The 18,480-nt window shown below is 57.8% G+C and carries 21 protein-coding genes and 1 pseudogene; 8 read left to right on the top strand and 14 right to left on the bottom strand.

Annotation, left to right across the window (positions count from 1 at the left end; translation table 11 throughout):
• Positions 1 to 11: 11 nt before the first annotated feature.
• Together ABLN94_RS21880 and ABLN94_RS21875 are read right to left on the bottom strand one after the other, a co-directional pair.
• Positions 12 to 674 (bottom strand): DsbA family protein, encoded by a 663-nt coding sequence (locus tag ABLN94_RS21880; protein ID WP_352996424.1) that lies wholly within the window; start codon positions 672 to 674, stop codon positions 12 to 14.
• A 14-nt stretch (positions 675 to 688) separates the two neighbouring features.
• Positions 689 to 1,195, bottom strand: coding sequence for a DUF721 domain-containing protein (locus tag ABLN94_RS21875; RefSeq protein ID WP_352996422.1), 507 nt, complete (start codon positions 1,193 to 1,195; stop codon positions 689 to 691).
• Positions 1,196 to 1,276: 81 nt separating this feature from the next.
• Here ABLN94_RS21875 and mutY point away from each other — a divergent pair, with 81 nt between their 5' ends.
• Both mutY and ABLN94_RS21865 read left to right on the top strand, forming a co-directional pair.
• Positions 1,277 to 2,332, top strand: coding sequence for an A/G-specific adenine glycosylase (gene mutY / locus ABLN94_RS21870; RefSeq protein ID WP_352996420.1), 1,056 nt, complete (start codon positions 1,277 to 1,279; stop codon positions 2,330 to 2,332).
• A 59-nt stretch (positions 2,333 to 2,391) separates the two neighbouring features.
• On the top strand, positions 2,392 to 3,528 hold the full coding sequence (locus tag ABLN94_RS21865) for an alkane 1-monooxygenase (protein ID WP_352996418.1): 1,137 nt from the start codon (positions 2,392 to 2,394) through the stop codon (positions 3,526 to 3,528).
• Between the two features lie 78 nt (positions 3,529 to 3,606).
• Here ABLN94_RS21865 and ABLN94_RS21860 read toward each other — a convergent pair whose 3' ends face one another.
• From ABLN94_RS21860 to ABLN94_RS21845, 4 genes are all read right to left on the bottom strand, one after another.
• Entirely contained in the window at positions 3,607 to 4,995 is a 1,389-nt protein-coding gene (locus tag ABLN94_RS21860) for an adenylate/guanylate cyclase domain-containing protein (protein WP_352996416.1), read from the bottom strand.
• A 144-nt stretch (positions 4,996 to 5,139) separates the two neighbouring features.
• Entirely contained in the window at positions 5,140 to 6,240 is a 1,101-nt protein-coding gene (locus ABLN94_RS21855) for a site-specific DNA-methyltransferase (protein ID WP_352996414.1), read from the bottom strand.
• Positions 6,241 to 6,347: 107 nt separating this feature from the next.
• The gene (locus ABLN94_RS21850; protein ID WP_352996412.1) at positions 6,348 to 6,965 is read right to left on the bottom strand and encodes a ribonuclease HII; all 618 of its coding nucleotides are present in this window, start codon (positions 6,963 to 6,965) and stop codon (positions 6,348 to 6,350) included.
• Between the two features lie 109 nt (positions 6,966 to 7,074).
• Positions 7,075 to 7,563, bottom strand: coding sequence for a hypothetical protein (locus ABLN94_RS21845; RefSeq protein WP_352996410.1), 489 nt, complete (start codon positions 7,561 to 7,563; stop codon positions 7,075 to 7,077).
• A gap of 176 nt (positions 7,564 to 7,739) precedes the next feature.
• Here ABLN94_RS21845 and ABLN94_RS21840 point away from each other — a divergent pair, with 176 nt between their 5' ends.
• From ABLN94_RS21840 to ABLN94_RS21830, 3 genes are all read left to right on the top strand, one after another.
• Entirely contained in the window at positions 7,740 to 8,027 is a 288-nt protein-coding gene (locus tag ABLN94_RS21840; protein ID WP_170494990.1) for a hypothetical protein, read from the top strand.
• Positions 7,999 to 8,700 (top strand): winged helix-turn-helix domain-containing protein, encoded by a 702-nt coding sequence (locus ABLN94_RS21835; protein WP_352996408.1) that lies wholly within the window; start codon positions 7,999 to 8,001, stop codon positions 8,698 to 8,700. The genes ABLN94_RS21840 and ABLN94_RS21835 overlap by 29 nt, the downstream gene beginning before the upstream one ends.
• A 106-nt stretch (positions 8,701 to 8,806) precedes the next feature.
• Positions 8,807 to 10,378 carry a DUF427 domain-containing protein gene (locus ABLN94_RS21830; protein WP_352996406.1) on the top strand — a complete coding sequence of 524 codons (1,572 nt, stop codon included), beginning with the start codon at positions 8,807 to 8,809 and terminating at the stop codon, positions 10,376 to 10,378.
• Positions 10,379 to 10,416: 38 nt separating this feature from the next.
• Here the strand turns inward: ABLN94_RS21830 and ABLN94_RS21825 are convergent, their stop codons facing one another.
• The 6 genes from ABLN94_RS21825 to ABLN94_RS21800 all read right to left on the bottom strand — a co-directional run bounded on the left by ABLN94_RS21825 (position 10,417) and on the right by ABLN94_RS21800 (position 14,103).
• Positions 10,417 to 11,268, bottom strand: a complete 852-nt coding sequence (locus ABLN94_RS21825; protein ID WP_352996404.1) for a DUF1217 domain-containing protein — start codon at positions 11,266 to 11,268, stop codon at positions 10,417 to 10,419.
• Positions 11,205 to 11,606: a flagellar biosynthesis repressor FlbT gene (flbT, locus tag ABLN94_RS21820; protein WP_352996402.1), complete on the bottom strand. Its 402-nt coding sequence runs from the start codon at positions 11,604 to 11,606 to the stop codon at positions 11,205 to 11,207. The genes ABLN94_RS21825 and flbT overlap by 64 nt, the downstream gene beginning before the upstream one ends.
• Positions 11,606 to 11,980: a flagellar biosynthesis regulator FlaF gene (gene flaF, locus ABLN94_RS21815; protein ID WP_352996400.1), complete on the bottom strand. Its 375-nt coding sequence runs from the start codon at positions 11,978 to 11,980 to the stop codon at positions 11,606 to 11,608. Before flaF ends, flbT begins: the two co-directional genes overlap by 1 nt.
• A 77-nt stretch (positions 11,981 to 12,057) precedes the next feature.
• Complete coding sequence (locus ABLN94_RS21810) at positions 12,058 to 13,269, bottom strand: flagellin (protein ID WP_352996398.1); 1,212 nt, start codon at positions 13,267 to 13,269, stop codon at positions 12,058 to 12,060.
• A 209-nt stretch (positions 13,270 to 13,478) separates the two neighbouring features.
• Complete coding sequence (locus tag ABLN94_RS21805) at positions 13,479 to 13,838, bottom strand: flagellar biosynthesis protein FlgN (protein ID WP_352996396.1); 360 nt, start codon at positions 13,836 to 13,838, stop codon at positions 13,479 to 13,481.
• Positions 13,822 to 14,103 (bottom strand): rod-binding protein, encoded by a 282-nt coding sequence (locus ABLN94_RS21800; protein WP_352996394.1) that lies wholly within the window; start codon positions 14,101 to 14,103, stop codon positions 13,822 to 13,824. The genes ABLN94_RS21805 and ABLN94_RS21800 overlap by 17 nt, the downstream gene beginning before the upstream one ends.
• A 111-nt stretch (positions 14,104 to 14,214) precedes the next feature.
• Here ABLN94_RS21800 and ABLN94_RS21795 point away from each other — a divergent pair, with 111 nt between their 5' ends.
• The 3 genes from ABLN94_RS21795 to ABLN94_RS21785 all read left to right on the top strand — a co-directional run bounded on the left by ABLN94_RS21795 (position 14,215) and on the right by ABLN94_RS21785 (position 17,025).
• Entirely contained in the window at positions 14,215 to 15,435 is a 1,221-nt protein-coding gene (locus ABLN94_RS21795; RefSeq protein WP_352996392.1) for a flagellar hook-length control protein FliK, read from the top strand.
• Between the two features lie 2 nt (positions 15,436 to 15,437).
• Positions 15,438 to 16,103, top strand: a complete 666-nt coding sequence (locus ABLN94_RS21790) for a flagellar hook capping FlgD N-terminal domain-containing protein (protein ID WP_352996390.1) — start codon at positions 15,438 to 15,440, stop codon at positions 16,101 to 16,103.
• A 127-nt stretch (positions 16,104 to 16,230) separates the two neighbouring features.
• The gene (locus ABLN94_RS21785; protein WP_352996388.1) at positions 16,231 to 17,025 is read left to right on the top strand and encodes a phosphotransferase family protein; all 795 of its coding nucleotides are present in this window, start codon (positions 16,231 to 16,233) and stop codon (positions 17,023 to 17,025) included.
• Between the two features lie 3 nt (positions 17,026 to 17,028).
• On the opposite strand, the gene ABLN94_RS21780 is transcribed toward ABLN94_RS21785, so the two are convergent.
• Positions 17,029 to 18,330 carry an NAD(P)/FAD-dependent oxidoreductase gene (locus ABLN94_RS21780; protein ID WP_352996386.1) on the bottom strand — a complete coding sequence of 434 codons (1,302 nt, stop codon included), beginning with the start codon at positions 18,328 to 18,330 and terminating at the stop codon, positions 17,029 to 17,031.
• A pseudogene (locus ABLN94_RS21775) lies at positions 18,327 to 18,480 on the bottom strand (putrescine ABC transporter permease PotI); the annotation flags it as partial. The pseudogene ABLN94_RS21775 and the gene ABLN94_RS21780, both read right to left, overlap by 4 nt.

The following is an 18,480-nucleotide window of genomic DNA, read 5'->3' as shown; positions in this document are numbered from 1 at the left end:
GCATTAGACAGTTAGCTGCCCAGTTCGTCTTCGATCAGTTTCTTGAAATCGGCATAAGACTGGTTGTCGACCTTCTTGCCATTCACGATGAAGGACGGGGTTGCCTGAATGCCGTCACGCTCTGCGTTTTCCTGATACCAGGCCACCAGCGTCTGAGCGCGGGTGCCGTCTTGCAGGCAGGCCTCAAGCTGGTCATTGTCGATGCCGGCCAAACGCCCGATCTTGCGCAGCTCGTCCACGATCTCGGCCGGACCACCGGCTTTGGTCCATTCTGACTGACCTTCAAAGATCAGATCGGTAATGCCAAAGAACTTCTCGGGTCCACCGCAGCGCGCCACCATCGAGGCCCACAGGCCGTAGCGGTCGAAATACACCTCTCGGTAGATGAACTTGACCTTGCCGGTGTCGATGAAATCCTTCTTAAGCTGCTTATACGCACCTTGGTGGAAGGTGGCGCAATGCGGGCAGGTATAGGAGGCGTATTCGATGATCTCGACCGGCGCATCCTCGGCGCCCTGCACCATCTCGACAATGGTCGAGGTGTCGAGATCGGCCTCTTGTGCCTCCGCACCGCTGACAAGCGGGTAGGAGGGGGAGGAATTCGACAGCGACAGCCAATAGCCGCCTGCGGCGATGGCGACCGCCGCACAAATTCCGGTTGCAATACGGCTCATTTCTCAGCCCTTTCTCAGCGTTTTTGCTTGGATAAAACGTTACGGCCCAGACGTTCAAGGGCCGCGCGCAAATCACCGTCGTGAACGTCGCGTGCGGTCCGGTCGGCCTCGGCTGCAATTTCTGGGTCTAACTTGGGTTTCGCCGCTTTCGGTTTGTGGTCGAAACTGGCTTGCCCCTCGGCAAATCCGGTCGGAGCGGTCTGGGTGATACGCACCCGGCTGATGGCATTATAGCCATAGACAGCGTTCACCTTGTCGCGCAGCTGTTCCTTCTGCATTTCCAGCATCGGGGCCTGCGGGCCGGTGGTCAGTACGGTCAGCGTCGCACCGATTCCGCCTTTGCCATAACCCACATTCACTGGCCGCGCGATGGCGGCCATGTCCTGACCCACGATCTCGGCCCAATGAGTCAGCAGCCGCGATACGGCAAAACCCCGGCTTTCGCCGGCGCGCCTGATCTGGCCGTTCAGCAATGTCGCGGTGCGTTTGAACCCGCGGGTCGAAGAACGTCTGCGCTGCATCTGGTTTCCAACTCCTGCGCCGCTATTGTAGAGGGCATGACAACGGGCGCCAGCGAAACCCGACACGGAGATGGTTAAAAATTGCGTGACACCGGTGAATTTGACGTGAGCAGCGCGCTGCTGGATTGGTACGACCGCCACGCTCGCGAAATGCCCTGGCGCGTTAGTCCCGCGGACCGAGCGGCTGGCGTGTTGCCTGACCCCTATCGTGTCTGGCTGTCCGAGGTGATGCTGCAACAGACCACCGTGGCCGCCGTTCGCGACTATTTCACGCGGTTTACAACAAGGTGGCCGACGGTTCAGGCGCTGGCTGACGCGCCTGACGACCAAGTTATGGGCGAGTGGGCGGGGCTGGGGTATTACGCCCGCGCCCGCAACCTGCTGAAATGCGCACGAGTGGTGGCCGAGGATCACGATGGCGAATTCCCCGACACCTACGACGCCCTGCTGAAACTGCCGGGTATCGGTCCCTATACCGCTGCCGCGATCTCGGCCATTGCCTTCGACCGCCCCGAGACGGTGTTGGACGGCAATGTCGAACGGGTCATGGCCCGGCTTTATGACATTCACGACCCTTTGCCCGGCTCAAAACCACTGCTGAAAGAGAAAGCCGCCACGCTGACACCGGACGCACGACCCGGAGACTATGCGCAGGCGGTAATGGATCTTGGTGCCACCATCTGCACCCCGAAATCTCCGGCCTGTGGAATCTGCCCCCTGCGCGACCCCTGCCAGGCCCGTTTCGCCGGAACGCAGCCCGACCTGCCACGCAAGACGCCGAAAAAACCCAAACCCACGCGGTATGGCCATATCTACATCGCCCAACGCGTGGACGGAGCACTGCTGCTGGAGCGCCGCCCCGACAAAGGTCTGCTCGGCGGTATGCTGGGCTGGCCAGGCTCAGACTGGTCCGATGCCCCGGTTGAATCATCACCGTTTGAAGCGGAGTGGCAGGTGCTTGCGGGCGAGGTGCGCCACACCTTTACCCATTTCCACCTGATCCTGCACATCTGGACGGCCTCATTGCCAGACGACCTCCCTCTCAACGGTCTGATCGTTATCGAAAAACACGCCTTCCGCCCAAGCGACCTGCCGACCGTGATGCGCAAGGCCCACGACCTCTGGCGCAACCGGTAACTCATTGAACCTTTCGCCGAACTAGGGTTAGTCTGTGCGCAATTGCCCGGAGCTGCTTCATGACCACCTCACAGACCGTGTCCCGCTGGCAATCGGTCCTGCCCTTCTGGGTCTCGTTCCTGCTGATTCCGCTGTTCTGGTTCACCGCAAGTGCCGGCGGTTGGTGGGTCCTATTGGTGCCATTCTCGACTTGGTGGGTTTTTGCCTTACTAGACCGGTTGACCGGGTTGCAACTCGACAACGCCGACCCCGATACCCCTGAAACAGTGTTGCGCTGGTACATTCTTCTGACCAAGGCTTGGGTTCCGGTGCAATTCCTGACCCTCTACGGGCTAATTTGGTACGCCACGCATACGGACCATCTGTCGACACTGTCCAAATTCGGGCTGTTTTTTGGCATGGGTGTTATCTCGGGCACGATCGGCATCAACTACAGCCATGAACTGATGCATCAGAAGGAGCGGTTCGAACGCTGGCTGGGTGACATCCTGCTCGCGATGGTTCTGTACTCGCACTTTCGTTCGGAACATCTTCTGGTCCACCACCGCTATGTCGGCACGCCCCGAGATCCCGTCACAGCCCGCTACAACGAGGGATTTCACCGGTTTTATCCTCGTGTGTTGAAGCAATGCCTGCTCTCCGCCTTCCAGGCTGAGCGTGACAAACTCGCCCGCAAGGACCTCGCCTGGACCGACCTCTCTAACCCCTTCTGGCGGTATTGGTTGCTGCAAGGCGCGATGTTGTTACTGGCCTTTGCAATTGGTGGCTGGTCTGGTCTCGCCCTGTTCCTGGTCCAAGCGGGGGTCGCCATTTGGCAGCTTGAGTTGGTTAACTACGTCGAACATTACGGCCTAACCCGAAAACATCTGGGTGAAGGCAAATACGAACACGTTCAGCCCCGCCATTCGTGGAATGCCTCGCAAAAAGCATCGAATTGGCTGCTGATCAACCTACAGCGGCACTCGGACCACCACTACAAACCCAACCGTCGCTTTCCTCTGCTGCAACACCACTCCGAGGATACAGCCCCGCAGCTTCCCTACGGCTACCCGGTGATGACGATAGCCGCCATGATCCCGCCACTTTGGCGTCGCGTCATGAACCCCCGCGTCCGCGCCTGGCGGCGTCAATACTACCCCGAGGTCACAGACTGGCAGCCCTACAACAAATCACTCAATCCTGTGCCACGCGCTTGACCGCAGCGCGCGCCAGCGCGCTGCCCGGCCCAACGATCAGCGTTGCATCTGTGATGCAGGGGTGATCGGCGGGAGCCCTCACGCCGTCATCACCCAGACATCCATCGGTGTCTCCACCCCACGGACAGCGCGTTTCTCATACTTCTCAAATCCGGTCATCAGCTCAGATGCATTGTGGTCCTCGACCAGCAGCTGGCTCCGAACCACATCGCTTATGATAACTTTTGCCTGGAATTCTCGAGTCAGCGCCTCCAGCTTGGCTGCCACATTCACCGAGTCCCCGATCACCGCGAACTCCAGCCGATTGGCCCCGATATCACCCAAAACGACTGAGCCATAGTGAACCCCAATCCCAACGTGAATCTCAGGCTCGCCCGCCCGACGGCGTTCAACGTTCCAGCGATCAATCACGGCGACCATGCCCCGCGCGCAGGCCACCGCGTCGCTTGCATCCAGCGGTGTCGGCACCGGAGTGCCAAACGTGGCCATCAATCCATCGCCCAGATACTTGTCGAGCGTCCCGTGATGGCGAAACACCTCACCCTCCATCCGGGCGTGGAACCCGCGTAACACCTCGATCACTTCATATGGATCGCGTCCAGCCGCATATTTTGTGAATCCGACGATATCGATAAACAAAACGGCGATGTTCTCTTTGCGCACTTGTTTGAGCGGCTCGTCATTCTGGCTCAATTCCTCCACCACGTTCGGAGAAAAATACCGCGAAAGGTTCGCTCGTTCCCGCTCCAGCCCCGCATTGGTCATCAGCAACCGGTTTAGCCGCCGCATCGACACACCCAGCGTCACCGCCACCATCATGAACACGACAACCTGCTGGATGCGCTGAGAAGCCATATAACTGTTGGGGTCCAAAAACTCGGCCACATCGGGATACCCAGCCAAAGCCTCTACCACGCGCTTACTAAGGCCGGGCATCGGCGTTGCCACCCACCACGCGATGATCCACCCGGCGGTCCAGACCAAGGCTGTCCACGACCCAATGGCAATTACGGTTCGCCAAGAATACGCCAGCGTTCCGGCCGCCAGAATGATAAAGAAATACTGGAAGTTATCGAACCTGTACTGCATCGCCAGCGGTCGGACATCGTCGCTGAACGGGTTGGGAACGATCATGCCCAAGGTCATGATCAGCAGATCCACAAAGATCAGCAGCAATTCGGTCCGTGACTGCCCTACCCGGCCTGCTCGCCGAATAAACCAGCCGTTCGCGCAGATCAGCAGCAAGATGAAATGATACCAAAGCACATCCCATTGTGGGTTGAGGAAAATCAGCAGCACCGCGGTCAGCGCCATCGCGATCCAGCGAGCACGGACAGCGAGTTCCAGCCCTTCGCGTTTATGCCGTTCCAGCGCGGCTTCGGTGTATTGGTTCTCGAGATCGTATGTGTCCGGTCGGGTCACAAAAAACCGGCCAAAGCGGGATTCACTGGCTGAAACATCCGACATTGCACAAGCTCCTTCACTGCGCCGCAGGATACAGAAGGCGCGGATTGAAACCAGATGTTGAAAAAACAAAAGACCCCGCCGAGATCGGCGGGGCAAGGCGTAGTGCCTTGTGTCAGGCCACAGGCACCGGCGGTGTTCGTGTAATCAGTTCATTTCTGCCCGGATCTGCTGGCGCAGAACGTCAATCGGCACCGTCTTGCCGTCGCGTTTGAAGCACCAGTAGGTCCAGCCGTTACAAGACGGCGCGTTTTCCAGGTGTGCACCCACCTGATGGATCGAGCCTTTGACGTTTTGCCCAACCAGTGTGCCATCCGCGCGAACCTTGGCCTTGTGACGCTGGTTCATGGAATAGAGTTCCTCACCCGGACGCAGCATGCCACGTTCAACCAGCTGACCGAAGGGTACGCGCGGCTCGGCGCGTTTGCTGGCGCTGACCTCCAGCGCTTCGCGGTCGAATTTGCGGACCTTGGCGATGCGCTTTTCGGCGACCTTGCGATAGGCCTCTTCGCGTTCGATCCCGATGAACTCACGCCCCAACATCTTGGCGACGGCGCCGGTGGTCCCGGTACCAAAGAATGGGTCAAGAATCACATCACCCGGATTGGTCGAGCCAATCAACACGCGATGCAGCAGCGATTCCGGCTTCTGCGTCGGATGCGCCTTATCGCCGTTTTCATCTTTCAGACGTTCATGCCCGGTGCAGATCGGCAGCACCCAGTCGCTGCGCATCTGCACGCCTTCGTTCAGCGCTTTCAGGGCTTCGTAGTTGAACGTGTACTTGGCACCTTCGCGCTTGGACGCCCAGATCATTGTCTCATGCGCATTGGTGAAACGCTTACCCCGGAAATTCGGCATCGGGTTCGACTTGCGCCACACGACGTCGTTCAAAATCCAGTATCCCGCGTCCTGCAGGGCCGAGCCCACACGGAAAATATTGTGATAGGACCCGATCACCCAGATCGCGCCATTTGGCTTGAGCAGACGATGCGCCGCCTTCAGCCATTCGCGGGTAAATTGGTCATAGGCACCAAAGCTGGAAAACTGATCCCAGTGATCATCGACCGCGTCTACCTGGCTGTTATCAGGGCGGTGCAACTGGCCTTTCAGCTGCAAATTATAGGGTGGATCCGCAAAGATCAGGTCCACCGACGCCTCGGGCAGACTGTTCATCACATCGATGCAGTCCCCGGATAGAATCGTGTTTAAAGGGAGCGCTTTTGCGCCCTTTTTGGTGGTTGTTGTCATTTTACTGCCTCAAGTATCCACGGCGCTTTTGCGCTCATTTGGTTGAGACTAGGATGAGTCAAAGACGATTCGCCGTCAATTTCTTTTTTGAATCAGCAACTTACGATTTACTCTTGATACAAGATATTGTGTACCGGCTTGAACGAACGTCTATGGTGTGGGGTCACACCAAGATTTCGCAGCGCGTCCCTGTGTTGTTTCGACGGATAACCGGCGTTTGTCTCCCAGCCGTATCCCGGATGCTGTTGCGCCAAATCCACCATCAGTTGATCGCGCCAGTTTTTGGCTATGATCGACGCCGCCGCAATCGAGACCGAATGCGCGTCGCCTTTGACCACCGCCTCAGCCGGGATTGTCAGGCCGCGCGGGATCATGTTGCCGTCGATCAAAAGATAGTCCGGCGGCGGATTCAATGCGGCCACGGCACGCTCCATCGCCAGATGCGAGGCACGCAAGATGTTGTGTTCGTCGATCTCGGCTACTGAGGCCTCGGCAATCGCGATCTCCGCCCTCTCGCGTAGAGCGTCCTCCAGCGTGGCCCGACGTTTCGCAGTCAGTTTTTTCGAGTCGTTCAACCCTTCGGGGATATCCTCAGGGTTCAGAATCACGGCGGCTGCAACCACAGGCCCGGCCAGCGGCCCTCGACCCACCTCGTCCACGCCAGCAACCCTCAGATAGCCTTGCGTCGCGGCGGCTTTCTCAATTTCATAATCTGGAGTCGTCATGCCCCCGGAAAATCGCGTTTTGCCGCACATCGCAAGAAAAAAGAGAGGGCAGCTTGCGCCACCCTCTCCCGCGTGACGCTTCTGCGGCGCCACTCCTGCTCGAAACCTATCACTTTTTACTCACGCGGTATCCTTGCTGACGCAGGCAACCGGGGTGATATGCCCGCTTAACCTTTTCGCCGTCCCAGAACCTGACCTTGCACTGCTCCGGCAGGCTTTTGCTGTACTTGTAATGCTTGCTCAGGCAGGTCTTTCCCAACAACCGTTGTTTGGGCGAATACCCTTTGTGTTTGCGCAAGCATCGTTGCGGCAGGTTATAGCGCGCAACGCGTTCCGGCAGCGGGCGCACGTGATGCGGCCTTTGCTTTGGCTTCTTGTGCACGTGCTTTTGGGGCGCCTTATATATGTGATTGTAGTTATGCGTCACGGTGTTCTTTTTGCGCTCGTCGTCGAAATGTTTCACTGCAACGCCAAGCAACGCAATCGCCGCCAACCCACCAAGAATATCTTCAACATCCGCAGCCCGCGCCTGTGACGCCGAAATGCCGGTAATGGCAACCGCAGAAGCAACGATCAGGGCGATAAACTTCTTATGCATGGTGCTTGTCCTTCAATGGTCTTGAGGTGCCCGCTAACGGGCCGTGTGCTCGATACCCCGACACTGGTTGGCCATTATTCAGACAAGCAATAACGGGCCGGTGTTATCCGATATCAGCCCCGCGAAACCCCTTATGTTATTGAATATCCCACCAACCCATGCGCAGGATGCGGCCTATGAAACAGATCCTCTCTTCTCTGGTCCTGCTGGCCCTGATATCGCTTGGCACCGCCGCTTCGGCGGACGATTGCTATGCCGACTACAAGGCCAAGCAGGACAATCCGCTGCGCCTGCACTATGGCGTCATGCAGGTATCGTCCTGCGGTAAAGGGCAGGCAAAAAAAGAAGTCGCCCAGCGCCTGAAAGGTTCGGGTTGGACCCTACTGAACGTGATGTCCGTGTTCGGGCCGGAAGGGTTGGATAAAAGGAAGGCCAATGCCGGACAGTTCTATCTCCGTTACTGAGGCCCGCCGATCCGGTGTCAGACTGGTTGGCGCGGGCATCGCGGCGATCGTTGTGATTCTGGTGACGGCGGCGATCTTTCTTTTCTGGACCCTGCCCGACGCCAACGCGTTTAACGCGCGGGTTGAGCGGTTATTCATCGAGAGCGACCTGACCTCGCAGACCGAAATCCGCCTGCTTGAGATTCTGGCCCAATCCGGCACCGCCTTTGCCGATACTTTGTCCAGCTACCGAATGGTGATTTTCGTGCTGCTGGTCTTCGCCACTGCCATGCTGGTGACGGCCCTGGTGTTTCTGGTGATGCTTGTCACTCTGAACCGACGCATGGCCCAGATCGAGCGCACCGGCATTCAAGTGACCTCATTGCTGATCAGCCGCGAAGAGAACACCGTTTATCTGAACAATATGGACTTCAAACTGACCCCGGCCGCGATGGAGACCTTGTCGGTGCTGGCCGAATCCAGACTGGATGACGAAGTTCTCTCCGGCGTTCAGATCGAGGCAATGATTTCCGGCAAGGATGCGGCTGATTGTGATGAGGCTGCAGGGGCAACGCGCATCAAACGGCTGCGTGACGCGTTGGGAAATCAAATGGTCAGCGAGCTTCTGGTCAAGAACATCGCCAAAAAGGGCTATATGCTGTCGATCGAAAAAGACGTGATTCAGATGGTCTGATCCGTTCGCATCGTAAAGGGCCTATGTGGTAAAATGCCGGTGACACCCCTTGGAATGCTCGGGGCAAACGCCCATCCTATATAGACTCGCGTCAGGGAGTCTGAAGATGAATGTGCACACCACACCTTCGACCAAAGGCTATGGGATCTCGGTTGAGCCTCTGAAAGGTCGGATCGCGATATTCCGGGATGACATTCTGCTGGCCGAAAGCACCGACGCAAAGGTCATGTATGAAACACGGCTGCCCGCCACGATCTATGTCCCGCGTGCAGATGTTTGCGTCGAACTGGGGGGTGAGACCGAATTACAGACCTTTTGCCCGTTCAAAGGCACGGCCACCTACCACGACGTCATTCTGGATGGCCAGCGTCTGACCAATTCCGTCTGGGCCTATGAAGAAGCGCTACCAGAAAGCATTGCTATTCAAGGATGTGTCGGCTTTATGCCCAACGCCTACACACATGTCGATCTGGGGGACAACACCCTGAGGGAGCCTGAGGATGGCAATATCAGTGGCCCGCTGATCGACTGGCTGATGCGCGGTGCGTCCGAGAATGACACTCCTGAAGCCTTTACCAAAGCGCTTGCCGAAAAGATGTTAGAGCACGGTATCGCCATTCAACGTCTCAGTATTCTGGCCTGGTCATTGCATCCGCTGATCGCGGGCAAGCACTACATTTGGGAAAAGGATGCGGCCGAGATTTCAACAAACGTGCCCACCTACGAAATCCACGACCACCCAGCATATATCAACAGCCCGTTGCGCCACGTCTCAAACGGGCTGGGCGGCGTACGCCAGCGGCTGAACGATGAAAATCCCCACAATAGCTTTCCGATCATGGAAGACCTAAGGGCCAAAGGCGCCACCGATTACGTCGCCATGCCTTTGCCGTTCTCGGATGGTCGGACAAATGTGCTGACCCTGACCTGCGATCACCCGGATGGGTTCACCACGGAAAACCTTGGGCTTGTGTTCGAGTGCTCGGCAGTCATCGCGCGGTTCTACGAAGTTTTTATGCAGCGCGAAAACGCGCAGGTGTTGTTGGAAACCTATGTCGGCAAACGCTCTGGTGCACGCGTACTAGGCGGCGAGATTCGGCGTGGCGACGGCGATGAGATCGACGCTGCCATCATGTTTTGCGACCTGCGAAACTCAACCAGTTTGGAAGAACAGCTTGGCCGCACTGCCTATATCAACCTGCTGAACGATTTTTTTGAAACCGTATCCGGCATCGTGCACGAAAACGGCGGAGAGGTTCTGAAGTTTATCGGCGACGCTGTGCTGGCAGTCTTTCCCGAGGGTGAAGATTCAATCGTCGCACGTGGGAATGCGCAGAAGTCGGCCGTTGAAATCGTTGAAAAACTGGGTGAGCTCCGCCTTGCCGGTACTGACAGCCATTGCGATTGCTCGATCGGTGTTGCTTACGGACGTGTCACTTACGGCAATGTAGGGTCACGCGAGCGGCTGGACTTTACTGTGATTGGGCAGGCCGCGAATGTTGCCGCCCGACTGGGGGAATACGGGAAAACAGTGGGGCACCGGATTGTCGTCTCAGCCGATATTCAACCCGCATGCGCCAATGCCCTGCCATTGGGCGATGTCAAGTTGCACAACGTGTCTCAACCTGTAACGTCTTATGCGCTCAGAACATCCGCAGACACTGTGTTGAATGCCTGAACTTCCGACTTGGACAACTTACCAGCCCTGTTGCGCAGCTACCCTCCAAGCAAGATCAACGCGGTTTGAGCCGGGGAGATCGTGCTTTGTAACTGAGCGATTTGGCTGCGCGCAAGAAATTGGTCCGTCAGCGTGGCGACAGCTGCCTCATCGGTAAATTGCGCCAGATCATCTGACCCGGTCAGACCCGTCAACCTGTCCTTGAAGACCTCAAGCTGCCTGTCGATGTCCAACTGAGCAAAGCTCGACCGCAGACCCAGCGCTGTCTCCATCATGCTGCGCAAGGGCGACTGGCCCATCAGGTCGAACCATTTGGTGTCCCCGCTGCTGTCCTGCGCAGCCAGCTCCGTCAGCGTATGCCGGGTATAGAGCGAAATGCGCATCGTCTCATCGGTTTCCCCAACCGCAATCTCGAACCGGGACACCACGTTGTCCTGCGCAATCGCTTCCATATCGGTGATCAGACCCGTTCTGCGTACCTCACCCGGACCCAGACCGAAGGCCTCAGAAAACTCCCGATAGCGACTGTCGGCCAACCGGTTGGACAGCGCGTCATCAGCGCTGGTGCCATCGGACAGAATCCTCTGAATAAAATAGCGGTTGTTGATGTCATCCTCCAACCCGAAGGCCCCTAACGCCACCTGCAACAGACGCCGGTCTGAGACCAGATCCTCGGCCGTTCGCACATTACCGATGTTCTCCAGAAAGTACTGCCTTTCCCTTTCATTGACGGCCGAGGACGAAAAGCTTTCAAGCTGTGCATCATAGGTGCGCTGCAGGAAACGCCAGCCAACGATACCTCCGGAAGGGATGACCGGCTGGAACGTCATTGCTGATACGCCATCAGGCGTTCTTCGCGCGGCAGCAGTGCCCGCAGCGACTTCAGGCATTTGTAATACTGCTCGGCCAGCAAGGCCTCAGTTGCCTCGGACAGGACCCGGCGGCTGTCCGCATCGGTGAAGACCTGGCTCAGCTCTTCGACCCGCCGCAACAGCTGTTGCCGTGCGCGTTCCGGCTCCATATCGCCTGACAGAACAAGCTGAGCGGCATAGCAAACCCGCCGCACGGGTGTGTTCACTTCATCTGGATGAATAGCATCACGCAGGCGCAATACGTTCGCATCCGGCGTCATTATCGAGAACCGGCTACGGCGATCCCCATTCTCAACTACGACGCCGTTGATCAGCACCCTCTCTTTCGGCGCCAGTTTCAGAACCAGCCCCCCCATCAGGTTGCACCCATTTGTCGTAAGCCACGCAGCACCGCCATGTTGATCTCAAGCAGCGGCTCAACGGTTGCCTTGTTGCCCAGAACCTGACTGCTGTGCTGTTCGGTGAACTCTGCCAAATAGAAAATCCGCGCGCGCAATTCGTTGGGCAAGGCATTGTCGGAATCCGAAACACCGGTTGCCAGAACGCTCCACAAGCGACGGTTTTCGTGCAGGGCCTGAACGAACCCGCCAAAATCGGTTTTACGCCGGGCGGCCGCGGCTTTGAGCCGATGCGTAATCTTTGAAATCGCCTCGTATTCTGTATCACGCGGAGTACGTGTCGGGGCGGCGGTTCGTGCATAGGCACGCTGTGCAAGAGTTTGCGGTGTCACTTGAAATCCTTCCAATAGGCCGTCTTTTGGCGATCAGGGCCGGGGCGCGTTTCCACGCCCCGACCAGGTTCCGAAGATTAACGGAACAGTGACAGGATCGACTGCGGTGCCTGGTTGGCAATCGACAGCGACTGGGTGGCCAGCTGTTGCTGTACTTGCAGGGCCTGCAGACGGGCCGAGGTCTCCTCCATATCCGCATCGACCATCGAACCGATGCCAGACTTGAACGAGTCCGTTAGTTTGGAAACGAAATCCTGCTGCGTTTCGATACGACCCTGTGCCGAGCCAAAGGCCGCCGCTGCATCAATCGACGTGTCGATCAGCGTTTCGATAGTGCCCAGCGCGGCGGACGCACCGCCACTTGTGGAGACGTCAATCGAAGACAAGGCACCCAGACCGCCCGAACCTGCGTTTGTGAACTGACCGCTGACGGTAAGGTCATCCGTGCCGCCATTGGTGAAGTTTAGCGTACCGGGCGTACCGCTGTCGTAGTCTACGGTTAGCCCTGCAACACCCAGCTCATCAACTTTGGACTTAAGCGCAACTGCAACGATATCGGCCGTGGTGGTGGATGCGGCATCATCCGCCGTCACCGTGTAAGACACGGTCTGATCACCCACGGTCAGGCTGACGCTATCACCGGCGGCGAAGGCTGCACCATTCTCGGCGATTTCGATCTGTTCGTTGCCACCACTATTGTCGAGCGAAATGGCCACAGTATCCCCGTTGACAGATGCACCGGCCGAACTGCCGGAGAAAATGTCGTTGGCAGTATAACCGCCGATAGACAAGTCCTGACCCGCGACGTTGATAGATGATGCCGTCACGCTGCCTGTGTTATCGCGGTCCAGCGACGCCAGGATCGAGGCCGAACCTGCCGAGCCGTCAACAAGATTCAACCCGTTGAACTGCGCCGCACCAACGACAGAAGCAATCTGATCGCGCAGCGCGGTTACATCGTCATTGATCTTGACCCGGTCAACGTTGTCCTCCTGAGCGGCGACGATCTTTTCCTTCATTTGGGTCAGCAAATCGGTCACGGTTTCCGATGCGTTCCGCGCCACGGCAACGGTCGATTCACCCAAAGCCAGACTGTCCTTGATCGCGTTGAAGCCCTTGACGTCGGATTCCATGACTTTGGAGATCGCCCAGACGGCCGAGTTGTCCTTGGCGGTCGCGACATCCTTACCGGTCGAGATCGCGTTCTGGGTCATTTCCAGATTCTTGTTGACCGATTTCAGAGTTTGCAGCGCCACCATTGCGCCATTGTTTGTCAGAATGCTGGACATAGCTTTCTTCCTTTTCCGTTCGGGCTCTTTGCGCCCATGCTTACCCCGCACCACAGGCGGGCTTTGACGTCTTTCTGATCATTGCGATCTGCCGTCGGGCTGTTCGCGCCACCTGCTGTTTCAGGTGCCCGGCCACCTTTGCCCCTGATCTCCTAACGGAGTGCTAAAGCTTTCCAGCCAGAAATTTCGGATTTGAATCAAACCCTTTGCTATGCCCGCTTTTCCAGTTTTGCATTGCGGCGCACGGTAAACCCGTTGCGCTGCCCGTCCGCACCATAGGTGCTGAACTCCTGCCGAACGCGGCGCAATTCGGCCATACGGGTTGCAACAGACCGAATTCCCTCGGCAGCGCTGTTGAGCAAGGCCTGGTTCCGTTCGACTTTTTTCTGGAGGTGAATCAATTGCGCGGTGTCAATGACCTGCAACTCATTGATCGCGCCGATCAGCTTCTCCTTCTCCGGCGCTATAAGGTTCAACCGCTCCAGATCACCATCGACAAGTGCAGTGCGTTCAAGGTCCAACACTTCTTCGAGGGATTGGATCAGGTCGGGATCAGGATTTGTCGCCATGGGTTTTCTCCATCATGGATTGGAACAGGATTTCGGACAGGCCGACGCCGCCGGATTCGGCCAGCGCGCGAGCCTGATACTTTACGAGAAAAGACGAAAACTGGTCTTCGCCTGCACCACCACCAAAGGATTTACTTGTTTCGCCCAGCCCTGAAGATTTGAGCATTTCCGCCAGAAACGCCGCCTCAAGCTCGACGGCAGCTGCTTTGAGCTTCTCAGCAGTCGAGGGTGGCAGCGAGGTGGGAAGGGTCGCAGAAATCTTCATCGCTTTCTCCGAAATTTGCATCGAACTTTCTCGATCAAAGAGGAAAGCGGTTAAAATAAACGTAACTTCCTGCGGGCAGGTTTCCGATCACAAAAACGGAGCCGGAGCAAAATGCCCACCCCTCTTTCAATGATGATGTCCGCGCCCATCGCCACCGCGAAAACCGATGTAACCCGGCAGGAGGCGAGCGAGTCCAAAGTCGCAGCGTCCTTTCAAATGGTCATGGACCAGGAAACCAGTTCGCCATCCAGCGAGCCAGAGGTGGTTGATCTTTTGATTCAGGATCCCGATGCTGAAGGCGAGTTGGAAGTGGCCATGGCGGATGGCGAGGCAGCAGACATCTCTGCTGCAACGGAGGATCAGCCGCCTGTCGAAATACGCGCTTCGATGCCGGAAGCCGATCCGAAAACAATTGCTGAGGCGCAGATCGTTAAACCTGCTTCCGAGTCAGCGGTCATTGCCGCAGACGCCGAAGCAGCCCAGGACGCGGCTCAGAATAACCGGCCAATTGAGGCGCTACAAGATCCGGAAATAGAGGTCCAGCAAGCCATTCCTCCGGCTTTTCAAAGCCTTGTCTTTGAGGCTGCACAAACGAACAGGGCAGCCGAAGCCATCAGAAAACCGCAAAATGTGATGCCGGGCCTGACACCATACACGAAGGAGATTCCCGTTCGCTCGATCGATGTTGGCGGGGGCCATGACGTGGCTCAGGAACCACCCGCACCAAGTCCGGCAGCAAGGCAACCAATGCCGCCCGATCAAACGCCATCAGTCACGCAGATGCAGCTTATTGCCATCACAAAACCCACTGACGAGGCGAATGCACACCCGGGCCCTGAAACGGAAGACGTGCAGGTAGCAAAAGAAATTCTGGCGTCGTCCACCACTCGCGACTCAGGACTATCTGTGCAGGCAATGACTGCCGCAACCCGTGCAGAAACAACGCGTGCCATAGCAAGTCAGATGGCAAATGCAATCAATGTGCGGTCGCATTCCGGAACTATAGAGGTCGCTTTGAATCCCGAGGAATTGGGGCGCGTTTCAATCGTTTTGAATGGCCGCGACGATGGCCTTTACATGACGATCACTGCAGAACGCCCGGAAACGTTGGACATGATGCGGCGTCACCTCTCGGTTCTCGAGATGGAGTTCCAGAACTTTGGGTTGGGAGGTTTGTCCATTGATCTGGGCACCTCCGCAGACGCGCGGGGCGATGAACCCGACGGCAACGAGGACACTCAGTTTTTGGCCCCGCAATCCGAGCACACTCCTGAGGCTGGCCCAACTCCTTCAAGAGCGAGCCCAGATGGGCGAATCGATATGAGGCTTTGACCATGATTACCCCAACGCAATCCACGACTCCGACCACTACGCAATCTCAAACTGCACCCCAGTCGATGGCAGCCTCTGTGGCGTCGGATTTTGACACCTTCATGTTGCTGATGACCACCCAAGCGCAGAATCAGGATCCTCTGGAGCCAATGGACTCGACCGAATACGCATCGCAACTGGCTCAGTTCTCGATGGTCGAACAGCAGGTACAAACCAACGACTTGTTGTCCGAACTGGCAATGTCCCTGGGCAGCGTCAATCTGGAAGAACTGGCCAGTTGGGTGGGCATGGATGTCCGTACGACCGCAGCCTTTCGCTTCGACGGCGAACCCGTGACCCTGTCGGCGCATGCCGTACCTGCGGCAGATAGCGCGATCATGATAATCCGGGACAGCGATGGCGCGGTGATCGACAAGGTTTCGGTCCCACCGACCGAGGCCGGGTTCGTCTGGGCTGGCACAGCAAGTGACGGCACCCCGCTTCCGGCGGGCACATACTCGGCCACTCTGGAAAGCTATGACGGCGAGGAGCTTTTGTCGGCGCAACCCGTCGCTTCCTACAATAAGGTTGTCGAGGCGCAGGTTGGCGACGATACGGTTTTGCTGACACTGGAAAGCGGCGAGGTTGTTCCAGCTGGGATGGTGACAGCTGTCCGCACCGGAGGTTGATCTGCAGGGCTGGACAGGCCACACCTGTGCAATCTGCGACTCGCTCTATACACCGGTGACCCCACTGCCTGATCCGACCGCCCCCCCACGTGATCTAATTGACGACCTGCGCGGCCGGAATCTGATTGTGCCCAACGCGCAGTTCCAGAACTTGTACGGCGGGCGCACCAATCAGGTTTGGAAAGTCCGCGAGGAAAACGGCGGCAAGGTTCTGAAACTGTATCGCACCGGGTTGCGCAATCCGCTGTTCAGAAATGATGCCGCACTTGAGGCGCAATGTCTGAGGGCCTTGGAACATACGGGGTTTGCCCCCCGCCTGCGCGCGACCGGTCAGCATGAAAATGGTCGGTGGGTGTTCTACGACCACGCACCAGGGTCGCCCTGGCGTGAAGGGTCGCCACAGGTGGCAAGATTGCTACGCAAACTCCATAAGCTTGATCTGCCCATCCAAGCACCCGAAGGATGCAACGGCAGCGCGGATCTGGCCAGACATGGGCAGAACATCCTTGAAGGCTGCACATCCGTTGCGCGGCAAAGGTTGGAAAGCCTGCGGCCGGACGAACAGATCCTGCCAAGCGCTCGCATATGTTTGATTCATGGCGATCCTGTGGCTGGAAACATTCTGGTTGCTGGTTCGGAGTTGACCCTCATCGATTGGCAATGCCCCGCACTGGGTGACCCATGTGAAGATCTCGCGCTGTTCCTGTCACCCGCCATGCAGCACCTGTACCGAGGGAAGTCATTGACCCACGAGGAACAGGATGAGTTTCTGTCCGCCTATGACGACCCGGAAACGGTGGAGCGGTATCATTCCCTGCGCCGATGGTATGCGTGGCGTATGGCAGCCTATTGCCTGTGGCGCGTCGAAAACGGGTCTCCAGATTACGAGGCGGGGTTCGAATTGGAAACCGCAACCTTGTAGCCATCAAATGTCCGCAAGAGCCATCACTGCGTAAGCAGGTGGCATCAGTACGCGTCGCCAGCGTCCAAATGGGATACGCCCCGGGGGATGCGCAATCGGGCCTGGAAGCCCGGCCTCCTGCCCCAGCGCCATCCGGGCCAGCGCCCGTCCGCAATAAGTGCCCATTGCCACACCGTTTCCGTGATAGGCAAACCCGGCGAACAGGCCCGGCTGACCCGCGATTGGTCCGACGTAAGGCGTCAGGTTGCGTGACAAGCAGACCATTCCAGACCACATGTTGGTAACTTCGACACCGGCCCAATGCGGAAACATCTGCCTGAAATCCTGCACGGCCTTTCGCCGAATTGCGGCCTCGGCCCGCGGCGACGACCAAAGCCCACCGCGCATACCGAACAGGAATCGCCGGTCGGGCATCAGTCGAAAATAATGCAGCAGATTGCGGGTATCATAAGACATCTGATCGGTTGTCCACCCTTGTGCCTGCAACTCGGAATCGGACAAGGGACGAGTCACCAGAACCGTGGACTGAGCCGGCATGTATCTCCCGGACATCCAGCGCGGCACATCCTCGCTGGAATAGCCATTGGTACAGATCAGTACCTTCGCCGCCTTGACGCGACCCAACCGCGTCTGAACGTCAAATCCGGACTTGGTGTGCCCAATCGTTTCAACGGCGCTGCTCTGGAACAGTTTTGCACCTCGTGATCGAGCCGCCTCTGCCAATCCGAACAGGTACTTACGGGGGTTCACGGCAAACCCGAGCGGGTTGGTATAGCCGCCGTGAAAGCCGCCACCAAACCCTAGCCCTGGCAGGTCACCGGGTTCGTGCAACGTGCCCGAAGCGTCCGCCGCTCGGCGCAGTTTTTCCATGGCACGGGCCGTGTGGGCCAGTTGGGTCTCACCTTTGGAATGCACATCTGCGTCGATGTTATGAGCGCCTAGCAGATCAGAAACCAGATGAACTGCGTCCTCTTCAGCCTGCGCATAATCCTGTGCAGCGGCTTTACCAAACTGGCGCACCATCGCGCCGGGGCTCAGCTTTGATCCGCCCAGACAACAAAACCCGCCATTACGACCCGAGGCGCCCCAACCCGGGGTCCCAGCCTCTAGTACAGCGACTGCGACTCCAGCCTCGGACAGATGCAGGGCAGCAGAAACTCCGGTGAAGCCGCCGCCGACAATGGCGACGTCGACGCTCAGATCACCTTGCGCAACCGGCCAGTCCGGGCTGGCGATCGTCTCATCCCACCAGCAGTTGGTCCGGGGGCCGGGACCGTAAGTATAGTCCGGGAACAGCCGTTTCATTCGGTTCGCGCGGCAGCCATTTCATCTTGCTTTTGCCGCACCATGGCTCGTTTTGTGACAAGTGATGCGGTGATGACGCCCACTGTCACAATGGCGATCATGATCGTGGAAAGCGCGTTGATTTCGGGGCTGACGCCCAGACGCACGGCC

It is taken from the genome of Ruegeria sp. SCP11 (assembly GCF_040329455.1).
Taxonomy (GTDB): Bacteria; Pseudomonadota; Alphaproteobacteria; order Rhodobacterales; family Rhodobacteraceae; genus Ruegeria; species Ruegeria atlantica_E.
This window is presented reverse-complemented; position numbering and strand designations above follow the sequence as displayed.

What these genes read in the sequence shown, in the direction of transcription:
- ABLN94_RS21880 (WP_352996424.1), bottom strand. Translation starts at nt 674, where the DNA reads ATGAGCCGTATTGCAACCGGAATTTGTGCGGCGGTCGCCATCGCCGCA.
- ABLN94_RS21875 (WP_352996422.1), bottom strand. Translation starts at nt 1,195, where the DNA reads ATGCAGCGCAGACGTTCTTCGACCCGCGGGTTCAAACGCACCGCGACA.
- ABLN94_RS21865 (WP_352996418.1), top strand. Translation starts at nt 2,392, where the DNA reads ATGACCACCTCACAGACCGTGTCCCGCTGGCAATCGGTCCTGCCCTTC.
- ABLN94_RS21860 (WP_352996416.1), bottom strand. Translation starts at nt 4,995, where the DNA reads ATGTCGGATGTTTCAGCCAGTGAATCCCGCTTTGGCCGGTTTTTTGTG.
- ABLN94_RS21855 (WP_352996414.1), bottom strand. Translation starts at nt 6,240, where the DNA reads ATGACAACAACCACCAAAAAGGGCGCAAAAGCGCTCCCTTTAAACACG.
- ABLN94_RS21850 (WP_352996412.1), bottom strand. Translation starts at nt 6,965, where the DNA reads ATGACGACTCCAGATTATGAAATTGAGAAAGCCGCCGCGACGCAAGGC.
- ABLN94_RS21845 (WP_352996410.1), bottom strand. Translation starts at nt 7,563, where the DNA reads ATGCATAAGAAGTTTATCGCCCTGATCGTTGCTTCTGCGGTTGCCATT.
- ABLN94_RS21840 (WP_170494990.1), top strand. Translation starts at nt 7,740, where the DNA reads ATGAAACAGATCCTCTCTTCTCTGGTCCTGCTGGCCCTGATATCGCTT.
- ABLN94_RS21835 (WP_352996408.1), top strand. Translation starts at nt 7,999, where the DNA reads ATGCCGGACAGTTCTATCTCCGTTACTGAGGCCCGCCGATCCGGTGTC.
- ABLN94_RS21830 (WP_352996406.1), top strand. Translation starts at nt 8,807, where the DNA reads ATGAATGTGCACACCACACCTTCGACCAAAGGCTATGGGATCTCGGTT.
- ABLN94_RS21825 (WP_352996404.1), bottom strand. Translation starts at nt 11,268, where the DNA reads ATGCCTGAAGTCGCTGCGGGCACTGCTGCCGCGCGAAGAACGCCTGAT.
- flbT (WP_352996402.1), bottom strand. Translation starts at nt 11,606, where the DNA reads ATGGGGGGGCTGGTTCTGAAACTGGCGCCGAAAGAGAGGGTGCTGATC.
- ABLN94_RS21810 (WP_352996398.1), bottom strand. Translation starts at nt 13,269, where the DNA reads ATGTCCAGCATTCTGACAAACAATGGCGCAATGGTGGCGCTGCAAACT.
- ABLN94_RS21805 (WP_352996396.1), bottom strand. Translation starts at nt 13,838, where the DNA reads ATGGCGACAAATCCTGATCCCGACCTGATCCAATCCCTCGAAGAAGTG.
- ABLN94_RS21800 (WP_352996394.1), bottom strand. Translation starts at nt 14,103, where the DNA reads ATGAAGATTTCTGCGACCCTTCCCACCTCGCTGCCACCCTCGACTGCT.
- ABLN94_RS21795 (WP_352996392.1), top strand. Translation starts at nt 14,215, where the DNA reads ATGCCCACCCCTCTTTCAATGATGATGTCCGCGCCCATCGCCACCGCG.
- ABLN94_RS21790 (WP_352996390.1), top strand. Translation starts at nt 15,438, where the DNA reads ATGATTACCCCAACGCAATCCACGACTCCGACCACTACGCAATCTCAA.
- ABLN94_RS21780 (WP_352996386.1), bottom strand. Translation starts at nt 18,330, where the DNA reads ATGAAACGGCTGTTCCCGGACTATACTTACGGTCCCGGCCCCCGGACC.